We start from the raw sequence: 15,604 nt of genomic DNA on the forward strand, positions 1-15,604 counted from the left end.
ATCATGATAACAAGTACTCGTTTCAGTGTCGGGGGAGTGGATGACGCTTATGACGAAGAGAAAGTATCTTTATTTATCAGTTTCCATGGTCGCGCTAGCCGGGGGGATGAGCGAGGCGTTGGCTGGTGGTTTTGCCCTTCGCGAGCAGAGTGCTTACTATCAGGGTACGTCTTTTGCGGGTAACGCTGCGGGAGGAGCGTCGATTTCGTCGATTTTCTGGAACCCGGCCACGGTGACCAATACGATCGGGTTGACCTTCGAAAGCCACTCCTCGCTGATCGCGCCGGAGGCGACGATCACGCCCGATGCGGCGACGCGTACGACCATCACGGGGTTCGGTGGCTCCGGAAACGACAGTGGCGATATGGCCAATGATGCCTGGATTCCGGCCAGCTACACCGGCTACCAGATCGATGAAAGCTGGTATCTGGGCCTTGCGATCAACAGCCAGTTCGGTCTGGCGACCAAGGCTGGACCGGCGTGGTCGGGGCAGACCTTTGCGCGCACATCGGAAGTGTTCTCGGTCAACGTCAATCCGATGATCGGCTACAAGGTCAACGACATGCTCTCCTTGGCGGTTGGCATGCAGTTTCAATATTTCGATGTCCGCCTGACATCCGCGACCGGATTGCCGGCAGGGTCAGGAACGGCCGCTCTGAAAGGCGATGATATCGGATTTGGCTTCACGGCGGGCCTTCTCTTCACGCCGATGGAGGGGACCGATATCGGGGTGGGCTATCGCTCCGCCATTTTCCACGATCTCGACGGCGATTTCTCGACGCCGGTCGCGGTCGGGCCGCTGCCTGCCGGGACCTATGGCATCTCAACGCGCATGGCGACGCCGGATATGGTCACCCTGTCGGCCAAGCAGCGTATTACGGACACCTTCCGGGTCATGGGTACGGTGGAGTGGACCAACTGGAGCCGGTTGAAAGAGCCTTCCGTGGTGCTCGATGCCGGCGCGCAGCTGCGGACGCTGCCCTTCAACTACGATGACAGCTGGTTCTTCTCAGTCGGTGCGGAATATGACTGGAACGAGAAGCTGACCCTTCGCGCCGGTGCCGCTTACGAGCTGTCGCCGATCGATGAGGACATCCGCTCGCTGCGCCTGCCGGATGACGACCGTATCTGGTTGAGCGCCGGCCTTTCCTACAAGCCGATGGAACACCTGTCCTTCGATTTCGCCTATTCGCATCTCTTCTCCGCGAACGACACGAAGGTGAACATCGATCCCAATCACCAGGACTACAATGGTGTCTTCACCTATCGCGGCAATGTGGACTCCTCGGTGAACATCGTCTCCGCCTCGATGCGCTACACCTGGTAGGCAATCGCGGGCTCAATGATGAGAAAAAGGCCGGTGTTTTCACCGGCCTTTTTTCGTTTTCGAGGGCTCAAACGGCCATTTCGAAGGCGTTCGAATTGTTTGTCGAATGCCTTCAAAAAGCGGCCGGGTACAAGCCACCGTCGAGAAGGATGTTCTGACCGGTGATATATCCGGCGTGAACCGAGCACAGGAAGGCGCAGGTCTGGCCGAATTCCTCCGCGGTGCCGAAGCGGCCGGCGGGGATTTCCGCAGCCTGCGCGGCGCGGATTTCCTCCATCGAGCGGCCCGTCTGTTCCACGGCGCGTTCGAAACCGCCACGCAGCCGATCCGTATCCATTTTCCCCGGCAGGATATTGTTGATGGTGACGCCCTTTCCGGCGACCGTGCGACACACGCCTGCAAGGAACGCGGTGAGCCCCGCGCGGGCGCCGCTGGAAAGATCCAGCCCCTCGATCGGCATCTTCACCGACATGGAGGTGATGTTGACGATGCGTCCGAAGCCGCGCTCCGCCATGCCGTCGACGGTGGCCTGAATGAGCTCGATCGGGGTGATCATGTTCTGAACGACACCCTTCGCCATGGCCTCGCGGTCGATTTCGCGGAAATCCTTGCGCGGCGGGCCGCCATTGTTGTTGACGAGGATATCGGGTTCAGGGCAGGCGGCCAGCAGCGCCTTCTGGATTTGTGGGTCGGAGACGTCACCGGCGACGGGGATTATCTTCGCGCCGGTCTTGTCCGCGATCTGTCGGGCGGTCTCCTCAAGGCGCGCGGCGTCAAGGCCGTTGATGACCACCGCGCAGCCCGCCGCCGCCAGGGCTTCGGCGCACGCGCGGCCAAGACCCCTGTTCGATGCGCAAACGATAGCCCTGCGCCCGGCAATTCCCAGATCCATCCTGTGTCCCTTGTTCCGATTGTTTCTTCAGGCTTCCTGCCTACCCCAATTCCTGTGCGGAAAGAAAGAGTTCGCTTGAGCGCGATGTTAAGTTTCGCCAGCGCTGTCGAGCGCGTGTCCATGGTGAGATGCTTTGCAGAATTGCCGAGACAGGTTCGAGTAAAAGCGGACTGTCACAATAGTGAGACGTGAATCGAGAATAACAGTGCCGAGATGACAACGGAGAGCGGACCATGAACGCTCAGATCAATCCTCGGCACTATCGTGCCTTGTTCCTGTCAGACATTCACCTCGGTACGCGCGGGTGTCAGGCGAACATGCTTCTGGACTTCCTGCGCGTTCATGATGCGGAGACCGTCTACCTCGTCGGAGACATCGTGGATGGCTGGCGGTTGCGCAAGAGCTGGCACTGGCCGCAGGAGCACAACGATGTTGTGCAGAAGCTGCTCCGCAAGGCGCGCAAAGGCGCGCGTGTTGTCTATGTGCCGGGAAATCATGACGAATTCCTGAGAGGCTATCTCGGCACCCATTTCGGTGGGGTGGAGGTCGTGGACAGCTGTATCCATGAAACGGCCGCAGGCGAACGGATGCTGGTCATTCACGGCGATCAGTTCGACGTCGTGGTCCGACACGCCCGCTGGCTCGCCTATTTCGGCGACTGGGCCTATGTGACCGCGCTCAACGTCAACACGGTGCTCAACATGCTGCGCCGCAAGCTCGGGTTTCCCTACTGGTCGCTTTCGGCCTGGGCGAAGCTGAAGGTGAAAAACGCGGTCAATTTCATTGGCCGCTTCGAGGAGACATTGGCGGAGGAAGCGCGGCGGCGCGGGGTTGACGGGGTGATCTGTGGCCATATTCATCATGCCGCCGATCAGGACACGAACGGCATTCACTACATCAACACCGGAGATTGGGTGGAAAGCTGCACGGCGATTGCCGAACACCATGACGGGACGTTCGAGCTGATCCGCTGGGCGGATATGAACCGGGCGGACGAACCGCTTCAGCTTGCTCATCACCGGGCGGTTGCATGACGAAAATCCTCGTTGTCACAGACGCCTGGCGCCCGCAAGTGAACGGCGTCGTGCGCACGCTGGAGATCACGCAGGGCGAACTGGCGAAAATTGGCGTTGAAATGGAGTTTCTGACGCCAGGCGAATTTCGCACCCTTCCATGCCCGACCTATCCGGAAATCCGCCTGTCTCTGACAGGCCGCTCCGCGATCCGCCGCCGCATAAAGGAAAGCGGGGCGGATTACGTGCATCTGGCCACCGAAGGCCCGCTGGGGCTGCTGGCCAAAGCGGCTGTTCTGGCGATGGGCGAAACCTATACGACCAGCTACCACACCCGCTTTCCCGAATATCTCGCCGCCCGCCTGCCGGTGCCGCTGTCCTGGTCCTATGGTTGGCTGAGACGTTTCCACAATGCGGGATCTGGCTGCATGGTGGCGACGCGCTCGCTGGATGACGATCTGACGGCGCGCGGGTTTCGCAACCTGATGCGCTGGTCGCGCGGGGTCGATCACACGCTGTTCCATCCGCGCGACGACTTGCCGGAAGGCCTGCGCCACCTGCCGCGCCCGATCTTCCTGCATGTCGGACGCGTTTCGGTGGAGAAGAACATCAAGGCGTTCCTTTCGCTCAACCTGCCGGGTTCCAAGGTGGTGGTGGGTGGCGGGCCGCAACTGGAGGAACTCAGGCGCGCCTATCCGGACGTGCATTTCACAGGCCCGAAATTCGGTGAAGATCTCGCCGCCCACTATGCGGCGGGGGATGTCTTCGTCTTTCCCAGTCTCACCGACACGTTCGGCAATGTGGTGCTGGAGGCGCTGGCCTGTGGTGTTCCGGTGGCCGCATATCCGGTCATGGGACCGCTGGACATCATCGCAGACACGGGCGCGGGCGTGCTCGATGCGGATCTGCAAAAGGCGGCCTTGGCGGCGCTGGAGATCGATCGCCACCATGCGCGAGACGTTGCGCTCGGCTACACATGGGCCAAGGCTTCCCGGCAGTTTCTCGACAATATCCTGCTGGCTCACGGATCGGATGAGGCGGAAAAGGCCGCCGAATAGGCAGCGCGCGCTTCTGGGGGCGGAGAGAACCTCGCGGTGCGCTTGCCGAACGCGTTTTCGAGTGTTACCCGGCTTGAACCGGCTTGTTTTCCAAGCCGAGTTCAGGAGATGCCCCGATGAGCCCCTTGCCGCCGCCTGACCATGACGCCGTTCGCGCCGCGCGTGAACGCATCCGCTCCCACGCGGTCCTTACCCCGCTTCTCAGTTTCCCGGTGCTGGATGAGCGCACCGGCGGGCGCATCCTGATCAAGGCGGAAAGCCTGCAGCGCACCGGCTCTTTCAAGTTTCGCGGCGCCTTCAATCGCCTCTCCATGATCCCTGAGGGCGAGCGTTCCCGTGGCGTGGTGGCGTGCTCCTCCGGCAATCACGCGCAGGGGGTGGCGGAAGCCGCGCGGCTGCTCGGCATGAAGGCGACCATCGTCATGCCGGTGGATGCGCCGGTCATGAAGGCGGAGCGGACCGCGGCAAGTGGCGCGCAGATCGTGCGCTATGATCGGGAAAAGGACGACCGGGAGGCGATGGCGCTTGAGATCGTGGAGCGCACCGGCGCAACCTTCGTCCATCCTTACGATGATCCAGGCGTGATCGCGGGGCAGGGAACGGCCGGGCTCGAAATCGCCGAACAGGCCGAGGCCATGGGGCTCAGGCCGGAAGCGGTGCTTGTCTGTTGCAGCGGGGGCGGGCTCACGGCGGGCATCGCGCTGGCCATGGAGGGCACGGTTGCGGACGCCACCATTCACCCGGTGGAGCCTGCGGGCTTCGATGATTACACCCGATCCCTCAAGGCGGGCGAGAGGCTTTCCAATCCCACAACTGGCGGGTCGGTCTGCGATGCGCTGATGGCGGCTGCACCCGGCGCGCTCAATTTCGAGATCAACAGGCGGTGCGGGGCGGAAGGGCTCGTGGTGAGCGATGAAGAGGCGCTCGATGCGGTGGCCTTCGCCTTCCGCGATCTGAAGCTCGTGGTGGAGCCGGGCGGGGCGGTGGCGCTGGCCGCCGTCTTGAACGGCAGGATCGAGACGCGGGGCCGGACAATCGCGGTGCTCGTCTCCGGCGGCAATATCGATGCGCCCATGCTGGCGCGCGCGCTGGGTTAGCCCAGCGTCGCGGCAGGCATGGGCCGGGACCGGTTGAGCGGGACCTAGTTGAAGAGTGCCAGGCGCTCGCCTGCGGACATGGCGCGCAGCGGATCGCTCGCGTCCGCCTCGTCTTCCTGATCCGCCGTCTGTTCCATGTCGAGGAAGGCGGCATCCGCGTCTGCTTCGGCTTCTTCCGCCTCGTCCATGGAGCTTTCGCTCTCATCTGTGGCCTGATCTGCGGCCTCACTGACGGCCTCGTCAGCCGCCGCATCGATCGCTTCTTCCGCGCTCTCTTCTCCCTCCTGGGCGAGGGCGTCGAGGGCGGTTTCGTCATCGTCGGAGGCGTCGAGCAGCTCTTCCAGCACGTTCTGCGCGCCTTCCGGGGCTTCCATGTCGGCGAGCGAAACCGAAGTCTCTTCGGAGGTGACCTCCTGCACTGCGGAGGGCTCCTCCTGCGCCGCGGCGTCTTCCGCAGTCGCTTCATCGACGTCAGCGTCCTCGCTGTCGATCTTGTCGAAGGAGATACTGTCAAAATCGATTTCGCCGGATTGTTCATCGACAGTCATGTCGGCGGCGGCGTCTTCCGCCGCGCTCGCATCCGATGAGGCTTCGGGAGAGACGTCCGGCTCGGCTGCCGCGCTCTCCTCGCTCTCGCTGACCTCCTGCTCGATGGCATCGAAGACGATGTCGTCGACATTGATGTCACCGGTCGCGTCCATCTCCGCTTCGGCTTCTTCCGCGGAAACTTCTTCGGCATCAGCTCCTTCGGTATCGACTTCGATGGCGTCGAACGTGATCTCGTCGAACTCGATCTCGTTGATGTCGGTTGTGGCCTCGGACGTGGCTTCCCCGGCGCTCATCGGGTCATCGTCGTCGCTCATATACTGGACGCCAGAGTCCATCAGTTCGTCGACGGTGTTCTGCTTGATCGCCTTGTCAGTGCTTTGCGGGCCATGCAGCAAGTCGCGGTCCGGGCGATGATCTTCTGGGTTGATCGGGCCGACATCGACCTTCATCTCATTGGCGTCGACGCCCCAGATCTCCATCATCTCGTTGATGCGCGATTCCAGATAGCGCAACACCTGCACGACTTTCTGGGTGCGCTGGCCGGTCAGATCCTGGAAGGAGCAGGCCATGAAGATGTCAGTCGTGTGCGCATCGATGGCATCGCAGGAGGCTTCGTCCACGCCCTGTTCGCGAAGTGTCCAGGCGATCTCCTGAACAAGTTCCGCCTTTTGCAGGATGTCCTGCGTGGCGCCCTCTGTCTGGGTGACAATGGCGTCCAGTTCCGAAGAGGCTTCGGCGAACCGGTCGCCATCATTGGATTCGGTCTTGATCTGGGCGATTTCGCGCTTGGTGCGCGTGATCGCTTCCGCCATGTCGGCAAGGTCGAGCTGGATACGTTCCAGTTTCGGTCCCTTGCGCTCGGTCTTCATCAGGCCTTCGAGCTGGCCGATGGCACTCAGCAGCACTTCGGTGTCGGCATTACGGTTACGGCGTGCGTACTCCGAAAGGAACCAGCGCCCGCGCGTCGTCTCCATGACGGCGGATTCAATCGCCTCATAGTCCTCTTCGCGCAGAGCAGGAGTTTGGCTTGCTGCGGCCATTCTTTCTCGCCTTGGTTCAGTGCCTGAATTCATATCGCAACGTGCCAGATGCGCCCTTTCCCCGGCGCAGCAGGCGAATTACTGTGACCATCTCTACCTCCAAAATAGTTAACGCCAGTTTAGAAAGCACTCATGCCTCCCGTGTTCACGGCTCCGTTGGCGCTAAAAAGGCGTGTCGGACTGCTTTTTGCCCTGCAATTTTTCGCACAGGGCGTGTTCCTTCCCTTCTTCGGGATCTTCCTTTCCGACAAGGGAATGGGGGACGCCGAAATCGGGATCATTCTCGCCACGCCGATGGCGATCCGGATCGTTTCAGGGCCGATCGTGGCCGCGATTGCGGATATGTTGGGACGTCGTTCGGCAGCGATTTCAATTATTTGTGCGATATCGGGGATGATATTCGCAGGCTTTCTGTTCGCGGACGGATTCGTACAAATCCTGACCGTGATGATTGCCATGGCCATCACCAACGCCGCGATCATTCCGCTCAGCGACGCCTATGCAATGGATACCGTCCGTGCCGGACAGGGTGACTACGGACGTATGCGGCTTTGGGGATCGGTGTCCTTCATGATCGCCACGCTGGCCGGGGGCGCGGTGCTGGAGGCAACGTCCTCCACGCTCGTTCCCGTCACGGTTTCCGTGTCATTGCTTGCCTGTTCGCTCATGGCGCTGATGCTGCCGGAACTGGCGCGGGAAACGCCGCTTGAGGCCGATGGCGGGATTGCGGCCGCGCCTCGGCTCAGGGATATCGGCTTTCTGGTGGTGTTGCTGGCGGCGGCGCTCGTGCAGGGCAGCCACGCGGCCTATTACGGGTTCGGGTCGCTCTACTGGCGTGGGCTCGGCATCGGCGGGACGATGATTGGCTTCTTCTGGGTCATCGGCGTGGTGGTGGAGGTGGTGCTCTTCCTGCTGGCGTCCAGGCTGGGCATGCGTCTGCCACCGCTTGCGATGATCGCCGTCGGTGCGCTGGCCGGCGTGGTGCGCTGGTCATTGTTTACGGTGGTTCATGACCCGGTGGCCGTGCTCGCCGTTCAATCGCTTCACGGGTTCACGTTCGGGGCGACCCATCTGGGGCTGGTCGGTTTTATCGCATCGCGCATTCCCGCGCGCAGGGCCGCCACGGCGCAAGGGCTTGGCGGCACCTTTGTGGGGCTCGTAACCGCAAGCGGTACGCTTGTCAGCGGCCCGCTCTACAGCATCGATCCGGCTTATGCCTTCTGGGCGATGGCGGCATGCTGCGCGCTGTCGCTGGCCTTGCTCGCGCTGATCGCCCTGCGCTTTGCAGGGCGCAAAACGCAGGGCGAAGTCTGAAGGATCAAGGGAACGACTATCCCTCGATGCCGCCCCACAGGGCCGGGTCGTGGCCGCGAATGATGCTTCCATCATAGATCAACCCGTGGTCGCGGTCCGTGGCGAGGAGCAGCGGCGCGTCGAGATCGACGAAGGATGCCCGGGCGGTGAGGGCAAGGGCCGGGGCCATGGCGAGCGAGGTGCCCACCATGCAGCCGATCATCACTTCGTAACCGAGCTCCAGCGCGCGGTTTTGAACGTCAATCGCCTCGGTCAGGCCGCCGGTCTTGTCGAGCTTGATGTTGACGGAGGTGTAGCGGTCGCGCAGGCCCTCAAGGTCCGCGGAGGTGTGCAGGCTCTCATCCGCACAGATCAGGATCGGGAAGTCGGCCCCGCGCAGGGCGTCGTCCTTGCCGGCCGGCATGGGCTGCTCGATCAGCTTCACGTCCGCCTTGGCGCAAGCGGCGACGTAATCGGCAAGGTTTTCCGCCTCCCAGGCCTCGTTGGCATCCACGATCAGGGTGGAGTTCGGCGCGGCCTCGCGCACCGCGGCGATGCGCTCCAGATCGCCTGCGCCGCCGAGCTTCACCTTCAGAAGCGGGCGGGCCTGCGCCTTGCGGGCGTTTTCATGCATCGTTTCCGGATCGCCGAGGCTGATCGTGTAGGCGGTGGTGACCGGCGGCGGCGGCGTCAGGCCCGCGGCCTCGATCGCCGGAATGCCGGAAAGCTTCGCCTCAAGATCCCACATCGCGCAATCGACGGCATTGCGGGCAGCCCCGGCGGGCATGGTCTTGCGCAGGGTTTCGCGATCCATGCCATCGGCCAACCGGGCTTCCAGGGCCTGAATTTCGGCGATCACGCCATCGACCGTCTCGCCATAGCGCGGATAGGGCACGCATTCGCCCTGGCCTTTATGGCCGTCCTGTTCAAGCTCGACCGAAACGACAACGGCCTCGGTGCGGGAGCCTCGGGAGATCGTGAAAGCCTGTGCCAGGGGCCAGGCTTGCCTGCGGGTGATCAGACGACGTGTCATTTCGATCGTGGCTTTCGAAAAAAAATGCAGGGGAATCGGGTGTTTGCTTGCGGACATGTTATGTCAAACAGGTTAATCTTGGCACCCTGTTTTGGCTCGCGACCCTCGGAACTGGATGACCTATCACAATAGTTCGCCTGAACCGGCGATTTCATCCGAGCAGACGGGAAGCACGGTTTTCCTGTCATTGGAAGGTCCCTGGTCGCTGCCGCACGCAGCCGCCGCGGAGACGCTTGTCCAGACGGTTCATGTCGATAAGCCCGTCAGCGTCGAGATCGATCTGACGGGGGTCAGCCATCTCGACACCGCGGGCGCGTGGCTCATTCACCGTCTCAGGGGGCATTGCGAATATGCGGGCGCGCGCGTCCGCTACAAGGGCTTGAACGATCGCTCCCGCGTCCTGCTCGACGAGGTGGAAGCGCACCATCCTCCCATGTGGAAGGCGAAGACAACCAAGCTCTCGCTCACATGGCTGGCGGAAACAACCGGCCGCCAGATGGTCGAAGTTGCCAAGGATGCGGTCGCCGTTCTCCATATTCTCGGCACGCTGGGTGCGGTGATGGCGAACATCATCGTTCATCCGACCCGGCTCCGGCTCGTCTCCGTTGCCCACCAGTTCGACCGAACGGGCATCGGGGCCATTCCCATCGTGATGCTGATGAGCTTCCTGATCGGCGCGATCATCACCCAGCAGGGCGGTTTCTACCTGCGCCAGTTCGGAGCCGATCGCTATTCGGTCGATCTGGTGGGTGTGCTGGTGCTTCGCGAGATCGGTGTGCTGCTGACCGCGATCATGGTGGCGGGCCGTTCCGGCAGCGCGTTTACCGCCGAACTCGGCTCGATGAAGATGCAGGAGGAAATCGACGCGCTGCATGTCATCGGCATGCGGGTGGCGGAGGTGCTCGTTCTGCCGCGCATTCTGGCGCTGATGCTGGCGCTGCCGATGCTCGCCTTTTTCGCCGATCTGGCCTCGCTTGCCGGCGGCGCGATGGTGTCGTGGGTCTATCTCGGCATCAACCCGCAGAATTTCCTGCAATATCTGCGCGCGGCAATCGATTTCCAGACATTGATGATCGGGCTCGTGAAAGCGCCCTTCATGGCGGTGATCATCGGGCTGGTGGCTTGCGTGGAAGGGTTGAAGGTGCGCGGAAGCTCGGAATCGCTCGGCCTTCACACCACGCTTTCGGTGGTGAAGGCGATCTTCATGGTGATCGTGATGGACGGGCTCTTTGCCATGTTCTTCGCGGCGATCGGGATCTGAGGCCATGGAGAGCGCGACAGAAACGAAACAGGCTGAAGGCTTCGATGGAAACGGGCGCGAAATCGTGCTGAGCGCGCGCGGGGTGACTGTCGGCTTCGGCGAGACAATCGTGCTGCGCGATCTCGACCTCGATGTCTATCGCGGCGAAATCCTCGGTTTCGTCGGGGCGTCGGGCACGGGCAAGTCGGTCCTGATGCGCGCGATCCTGGGGCTCACGCCGAAGCGGGCGGGAAAGATCTCGGTGCTGGGCACGGACATGGATACGGCCTCCGACGAGGACCGCGCCCATGTGGAGCGCAACTGGGGGGTGCTGTTCCAGCAGGGGGCCTTGTTTTCCTCGCTCAATGTGCGCCAGAACATACAGGTGCCAATGCGCGAGCATCTCGACCTCAGCCAGCGGCTGATGGACGAACTGGCCCTGTTCAAGCTGGATCTTGTCGGCCTGCCGCGCGATGCGGCGGAGAAGTTCCCGTCCGAACTGTCGGGCGGCATGGTCAAGCGGGCAAGCCTTGCGCGCGCGCTCGCCATGGATCCGGAGATCGTGTTTCTCGATGAACCGACCTCCGGGCTGGACCCGATCGGGGCGGCAGCCTTCGATGACCTGACACGGAAACTGCGCGACACGCTCGGGTTGACCGTCTACATGGTGACGCATGATCTCGACAGCCTGCATTCGATCTGCGACCGCATTGCCGTGCTGGGCGAAAAGCGGGTTCTGGTGGAGGGCACGATGGCGGAGATGCTCGCCTTCGATCATCCGTGGGTGCAGGACTATTTCAATGGCGTGAGAGGCGCGCGCCGGGGAAAGACGTGAAATGTGTGGGCGACAGGTGATGCCCGCCGATGAAATGATGATCCGCCGCGAGCCGATACCGGTCGCGGCTGAAGGAGCTTAGGGGCATGGAAACCCGCGCGAATTACATCGCCATCGGATCGGTCGTCCTCGTGTCGATTGTCGCAGCCTTCGTGTTCACCTGGTGGTTGGCGACGACGGGAGAGGGCAATTCGCGCCGGACGCTGCGTGTGGTCTTTCCCGGCGCCGTGACGGGCCTTGAGGTTGGCGGCACGGTCTTCTTCAACGGCATCCGCGTGGGCGACGTGACCCGGCTGACCTTTGCGGAGGATGACCCGACCCATGTTGTCGCCTTCACCGCGATCAATCCCAACACGCCGCTGCGCGCCGATACCAAGGCCTCGCTGGGCTTTTCCGGGCTCACCGGTGTCGCCTATGTGGAGCTGGTGGGCGGCTCGCGCGACAAGCCCGCGCTATTGAGCGCGGAGGAAAACCCCGAACTCATCGCGGATCGCTCAGGGTTTCAGGATCTCATGGCGGGCGCGAGCGACGTGCTGGCCAAGGCGGACAAGTCGCTCACCTCGCTCAACGATCTGATCGAGGAGAACCGGCCAAGCGTGACCAAGTCGGTGGAGAACGTCTCTCGGTTCACCGAAGCGCTGGCGTCCAACTCCGATGGCGTGGCCGACTTCATGTCCAGCATTTCCGATGCGACGCAGGCCTTTTCCCGTCTTTCCGGCAAGATGGAAGGGCTGGTTGCGAAAGCCGATGGGCTGGTAGGCGCGGTCGATCCCGAACAGGTTTCGCGTTTCGTCGACAACATGGCCAACGCCTCCGACAAGCTCGACAACGCACTGACCCAGGTGGATCAGGTTGCGGTGGGAGCGCGTCAGGTGACGGATGAGCTGACCGCCTTCACCAAGGGCCTCAACGAGGAACTGACCCGGATCAGCGGTGTCATTTCCGCGGTCGACCGGGACAAGGTCGCAACGATTGTCGCCAACGTGGAAACGGTGACCAACCGCGTCACGGACAAGCTCGATACCATGGACAGGCTGGTCAGCGATGCGCAGGGCGCCGCAGCCAGCATTCGCAAGACCAGCGACGCGGTGGCCGAAAAGTCGGAAGATATCGCCGCCTTTATCGAGACGGCGAAGTCCGTGACGGATCAGCTCGGTTCGGTGGCGCAAGAGGTGGAGCGGGTTGTCGGGGAGACCGGAAGTGTCATTTCCGCCGTCGATCCCACCCGTGTGGGCGAGATCGTCGCCTCCGTGGAGAAGGTGACCCGGAGCCTTGCCGGGCAAAGCGAGAATATCGAGGGGACGATTGCCGATGCGCGCGGTGCATCCGCGGACCTGAAAGCCTTCACCTCCGATATCCGTGAGCGCCAGCCCGATATCGATCAGGTGATCGCGGACGCGAAATCGGTTTCCGGCAAGCTCGACGAAGCCTCAACCAAGGTCAACGACATCCTGGTCAAGGTCGACGGATATGTGGATGGCGACGGTGAGGGACTGATCAGGGAAGCGACGGCGGCGGCGAAATCGATCCGTATCGTGGCCGATACGCTTGCCAAGCGCGTCGGACCGATCACCGACGGGCTGGACCGCTTCTCCAACCGTGGCCTGCGCAACATGGAAACACTGATCGAGCAGGCGCGGGTCACTCTGGTGGAGATCCGCAGGGTCTTTACCAATTTCGATCAGAACCCCAGCCGTGTTCTTTATGGCGGCGAAGGCGTTCCTGTTTATGACGGGGAACGCAAAAGGCGCTGAGACGCTGGACAAGACAGGTTTCGGCCTGCAATTAGAAGTGGTACGCCGGAGGCGATCTGGCGGGTTCTGCAACAGCTTGCAGGTTTGCGAGCGGGTTGAGAGACATAACTGGAAGAAGGCGCGCGATGGATGCGGGCTTGGGAGCTGATGGCGTCATGGCGCTGAAAGGGAAAGTCGCGGCTGCGACGCGACGTGGAACGGCGCTGGTGCTTCTGGGTGCGGCGCTGGCAGGCTGTGCCGCGATCACGGGCGGGCCGGCCCCGCGCGATATCTATACCCTGAGTGCGCCACGCGATTTCGGCCCCTCCGCCAAACGCAGCCGGGCGCAGATCCTGATCGCCGCGCCCAAGGCGATGGCCGCTCTGGATACCGACAATATCGCGGTTCTCTCCGACAACATTGCCATCAGCTATTTCGCCGGGGCGGCGTGGAGTGATCGCGTCCCGCAGCTGTTTCAGCGCAAGATTATCGAATCGTTTGAAAATTCCGGTCGCGTTCGCGCCGTCGGTCAGCCTGGAGAAGGGCTTTTGATCGACTATCAGATTGCGACAGATATTCGCGCCTTCGAACTCGCGGTGGATGGAGGCCGTGTGGCGCGGGTGGAGTTTTCCGCCAAGATCATCGACGACCGCAATGGTCGCGTGCGCGCTTCGCGGACCTTCCGTCGTGAGGCGGCTGCCGCCGGTGACAGCGTGAATGATGCGGTCAGCGCGATGGACCGGGCTGCGGATGAATGCCTCGTCGATCTCGTGAACTGGACGCTTGAGCGCATCTGAAGCCGCTCGCAGGACCGCCGTTCAGATCATTGGCGGTGTTGGGGATCTTTGATGGCTCCGCGAACCGAACGTCTTCTCACACTCCTTCAGGCTCTTCGCGAACATCGCCGCCCGGTGAGCGCGCGGGAGCTTGGTGCGCAATTCGGTGTCAGCGAGCGCACGATCCAGCGTGACTGCAAGCTCCTGGCGGAACTTGGCGCTCCGGTCGAGGGTGAGGCGGGCCTCGGCTATGTGCTGGCGGACGGCTATTTTCTTCCGCCCCTTTCTTTTTCCCCACTGGAAGCGGATGCGCTGTTGTTGGGCCTGCGTTTCGTGGCCCGCAGGGGTGACCTGGAACTGGCGGATGGGGCGGCGAGCGCGCTCGCCAAGGTCGTTGCCAGTCTTGATGGAACGCGCGCCACGGCCATGCGCACCAACGGACTGGCGGTAGGGCCATCCGGGTCGGGCGATGGTGAGCGGATCGGACGCGTCCGGCGCGCCATTGCCGATGAGCACAAGCTCGAAATCACTTACCGCGATGGGGCAGGGGCGGACACCCAAAGGGTCGTCTGGCCGATCGCGCTCGCCTTTTTCGACGACATGGAAATGCTGGTCGCGTGGTGTGAACGGCGCGAGGCTTTTCGTCATTTCCGCCTCGACCGCATCCAGACGATGACGGAGCTCTGCGAGCGCCTTCCTGCGCCGCGCCGCATCCTGCTGGCGGAATACCGGCTGGAGGAGCCGGGCGCGGACCTCTGACGCCACGCTACCGACATAACCTGACCGACCCCGGTGCTAGCTCCCGCGTTCAAGACGAACGGAAAAGGAGTTTGAAACCGTGCATATCATCCTGGGCGGAACCGGGCAGGTGGGAGGCGCGGCTGCGCGTCATCTCCTTTCACACGGGCAGGCGGTGACGGTCGTGACGCGCGACCGGGCCAGCGCAAAGGCCCTCATGGCGGCGGGGGCACAGCTTGCGGTGGTCGATATCCGTGATGTTGGCGCCTTGCATGACATTCTCGCAGGCGGGATGCGGGCGCTGATCCTCAATCCGCCCGCCAATCCGGCGGGGGATTTCGATGCCGAGGAACACGCGAATATCTCCGCCATCCTTGCGGCTCTCAAAGGTGTGCCGCTGGAAAAGCTCGTTGTCATCTCCACCTATGGCGCGCGGTCCGGCTCCGGCTGCGGTGACCTGACCTCCCTTTATGCGCTGGAACAGGGGGCACTGGCCGGGAAGGTGCCTGCCGCCATCAACCGCGGCGCCTTCTACATGAGCAACTGGCTTGCCGGGGCTGAACAGGCCAGAAAGACGGGCGTTCTTCTGTCTTTCTGGCCTGCCGACATGCCGCTTGCCATGGCCGCGCCGCAGGATCTGGGACAGGCGGCGGCCGAGCGGCTGATGTCGCCCGCCGAGGACTGTGAGCTGCGCCATGTGGAGGGGCCGCGCCTCTATAGCCCCCGTGAGGTCGCCGATACGCTTGGCCAGATGTGGGGGCGGCGGATTGAGTTGGAGGTGGTTCCGGCTGCGCAACGCGAGGCGCGCTATCTGGAAATGGGCTTTTCGCCGTCGGCTGCCCTCTCCTTCGCCAATATGGCCGAGGTGGTGGCCGATGGCGGCCTTGAGGCTCCGAAAGATCCGTTGCGCGGCGCAACCGGGCTTGAAGCCTATCTTCGGGCCCGGCTGGGCTGAGCATCACGGCGGAGCGGATACGAAA

14 protein-coding genes are annotated in these 15,604 nt (G+C 62.7%); 11 read left to right on the plus strand and 3 right to left on the minus strand.

From position 1 onward, the window contains the following. Positions 1 to 49: 49 nt before the first annotated feature. Positions 50 to 1,327 (plus strand): outer membrane protein transport protein, encoded by a 1,278-nt coding sequence (locus tag ABGM93_RS00660; protein WP_319775640.1) that lies wholly within the window; start codon positions 50 to 52, stop codon positions 1,325 to 1,327. A 112-nt stretch (positions 1,328 to 1,439) separates the two neighbouring features. Here the strand turns inward: ABGM93_RS00660 and ABGM93_RS00665 are convergent, their stop codons facing one another. Next, the gene (locus tag ABGM93_RS00665) at positions 1,440 to 2,219 is read right to left on the minus strand and encodes an SDR family oxidoreductase (protein ID WP_321502486.1); all 780 of its coding nucleotides are present in this window, start codon (positions 2,217 to 2,219) and stop codon (positions 1,440 to 1,442) included. Between the two features lie 233 nt (positions 2,220 to 2,452). Here ABGM93_RS00665 and ABGM93_RS00670 point away from each other — a divergent pair, with 233 nt between their 5' ends. The 3 genes from ABGM93_RS00670 (at position 2,453) to ABGM93_RS00680 (ending at position 5,387) form a co-directional block, all read left to right on the plus strand. Beyond that, positions 2,453 to 3,253 carry a UDP-2,3-diacylglucosamine diphosphatase gene (locus tag ABGM93_RS00670; protein WP_321502488.1) on the plus strand — a complete coding sequence of 267 codons (801 nt, stop codon included), beginning with the start codon at positions 2,453 to 2,455 and terminating at the stop codon, positions 3,251 to 3,253. Next, the gene (locus tag ABGM93_RS00675) at positions 3,250 to 4,290 is read left to right on the plus strand and encodes a glycosyltransferase family 1 protein (protein WP_321502490.1); all 1,041 of its coding nucleotides are present in this window, start codon (positions 3,250 to 3,252) and stop codon (positions 4,288 to 4,290) included. Before ABGM93_RS00670 ends, ABGM93_RS00675 begins: the two co-directional genes overlap by 4 nt. A 116-nt stretch (positions 4,291 to 4,406) precedes the next feature. Continuing rightward, a complete protein-coding gene (locus ABGM93_RS00680; RefSeq protein ID WP_321502493.1) occupies positions 4,407 to 5,387 on the plus strand; it encodes a threonine/serine dehydratase in 981 nt (326 codons plus the stop codon). A 44-nt stretch (positions 5,388 to 5,431) separates the two neighbouring features. On the opposite strand, the gene ABGM93_RS00685 is transcribed toward ABGM93_RS00680, so the two are convergent. Continuing rightward, positions 5,432 to 6,976: a protein phosphatase CheZ gene (locus ABGM93_RS00685; protein WP_321502495.1), complete on the minus strand. Its 1,545-nt coding sequence runs from the start codon at positions 6,974 to 6,976 to the stop codon at positions 5,432 to 5,434. Positions 6,977 to 7,108: 132 nt separating this feature from the next. On the opposite strand from ABGM93_RS00685, the gene ABGM93_RS00690 reads away from it, so the two are divergent. Beyond that, complete coding sequence (locus ABGM93_RS00690) at positions 7,109 to 8,290, plus strand: MFS transporter (protein ID WP_321502497.1); 1,182 nt, start codon at positions 7,109 to 7,111, stop codon at positions 8,288 to 8,290. Positions 8,291 to 8,306: 16 nt separating this feature from the next. Here ABGM93_RS00690 and dgcA read toward each other — a convergent pair whose 3' ends face one another. Then, positions 8,307 to 9,302: an N-acetyl-D-Glu racemase DgcA gene (gene dgcA, locus ABGM93_RS00695; RefSeq protein WP_321502499.1), complete on the minus strand. Its 996-nt coding sequence runs from the start codon at positions 9,300 to 9,302 to the stop codon at positions 8,307 to 8,309. A 115-nt stretch (positions 9,303 to 9,417) separates the two neighbouring features. On the opposite strand from dgcA, the gene ABGM93_RS00700 reads away from it, so the two are divergent. The 6 genes from ABGM93_RS00700 to ABGM93_RS00725 all read left to right on the plus strand — a co-directional run bounded on the left by ABGM93_RS00700 (position 9,418) and on the right by ABGM93_RS00725 (position 15,579). After that, positions 9,418 to 10,563 (plus strand): ABC transporter permease, encoded by a 1,146-nt coding sequence (locus tag ABGM93_RS00700; RefSeq protein ID WP_319775648.1) that lies wholly within the window; start codon positions 9,418 to 9,420, stop codon positions 10,561 to 10,563. A gap of 4 nt (positions 10,564 to 10,567) precedes the next feature. Further along, on the plus strand, positions 10,568 to 11,377 hold the full coding sequence (locus ABGM93_RS00705; protein WP_319775649.1) for an ABC transporter ATP-binding protein: 810 nt from the start codon (positions 10,568 to 10,570) through the stop codon (positions 11,375 to 11,377). Between the two features lie 86 nt (positions 11,378 to 11,463). After that, complete coding sequence (locus ABGM93_RS00710; RefSeq protein WP_321502502.1) at positions 11,464 to 13,131, plus strand: MlaD family protein; 1,668 nt, start codon at positions 11,464 to 11,466, stop codon at positions 13,129 to 13,131. A gap of 155 nt (positions 13,132 to 13,286) precedes the next feature. Continuing rightward, positions 13,287 to 13,907, plus strand: a complete 621-nt coding sequence (locus ABGM93_RS00715; RefSeq protein ID WP_321502504.1) for an ABC-type transport auxiliary lipoprotein family protein — start codon at positions 13,287 to 13,289, stop codon at positions 13,905 to 13,907. A 51-nt stretch (positions 13,908 to 13,958) separates the two neighbouring features. Then, on the plus strand, positions 13,959 to 14,645 hold the full coding sequence (locus ABGM93_RS00720) for a YafY family protein (protein WP_321502506.1): 687 nt from the start codon (positions 13,959 to 13,961) through the stop codon (positions 14,643 to 14,645). 79 nt (positions 14,646 to 14,724) lie between these two features. After that, on the plus strand, positions 14,725 to 15,579 hold the full coding sequence (locus tag ABGM93_RS00725) for an NAD(P)H-binding protein (RefSeq protein WP_321502508.1): 855 nt from the start codon (positions 14,725 to 14,727) through the stop codon (positions 15,577 to 15,579). The last annotated feature ends 25 nt before the right edge of the window (positions 15,580 to 15,604 follow it).

It is taken from the genome of Breoghania sp., assembly GCF_963674635.1.
In the GTDB taxonomy this organism is placed as follows: Bacteria; Pseudomonadota; Alphaproteobacteria; order Rhizobiales; family Stappiaceae; genus Breoghania.

Coding starts and splice junctions, on each gene's coding strand:
- ABGM93_RS00680 (WP_321502493.1), top strand. CDS start 4,407: ATGAGCCCCTTGCCGCCGCCTGACCATGACGCCGTTCGCGCCGCGCGT.
- ABGM93_RS00660 (WP_319775640.1), top strand. CDS start 50: ATGACGAAGAGAAAGTATCTTTATTTATCAGTTTCCATGGTCGCGCTA.
- ABGM93_RS00720 (WP_321502506.1), top strand. CDS start 13,959: ATGGCTCCGCGAACCGAACGTCTTCTCACACTCCTTCAGGCTCTTCGC.
- ABGM93_RS00670 (WP_321502488.1), top strand. CDS start 2,453: ATGAACGCTCAGATCAATCCTCGGCACTATCGTGCCTTGTTCCTGTCA.
- ABGM93_RS00710 (WP_321502502.1), top strand. CDS start 11,464: ATGGAAACCCGCGCGAATTACATCGCCATCGGATCGGTCGTCCTCGTG.
- ABGM93_RS00685 (WP_321502495.1), bottom strand. CDS start 6,976: ATGGCCGCAGCAAGCCAAACTCCTGCTCTGCGCGAAGAGGACTATGAG.
- ABGM93_RS00715 (WP_321502504.1), top strand. CDS start 13,287: ATGGCGCTGAAAGGGAAAGTCGCGGCTGCGACGCGACGTGGAACGGCG.
- ABGM93_RS00700 (WP_319775648.1), top strand. CDS start 9,418: ATGACCTATCACAATAGTTCGCCTGAACCGGCGATTTCATCCGAGCAG.
- ABGM93_RS00665 (WP_321502486.1), bottom strand. CDS start 2,219: ATGGATCTGGGAATTGCCGGGCGCAGGGCTATCGTTTGCGCATCGAAC.
- dgcA (WP_321502499.1), bottom strand. CDS start 9,302: ATGACACGTCGTCTGATCACCCGCAGGCAAGCCTGGCCCCTGGCACAG.
- ABGM93_RS00675 (WP_321502490.1), top strand. CDS start 3,250: ATGACGAAAATCCTCGTTGTCACAGACGCCTGGCGCCCGCAAGTGAAC.
- ABGM93_RS00690 (WP_321502497.1), top strand. CDS start 7,109: ATGCCTCCCGTGTTCACGGCTCCGTTGGCGCTAAAAAGGCGTGTCGGA.
- ABGM93_RS00705 (WP_319775649.1), top strand. CDS start 10,568: ATGGAGAGCGCGACAGAAACGAAACAGGCTGAAGGCTTCGATGGAAAC.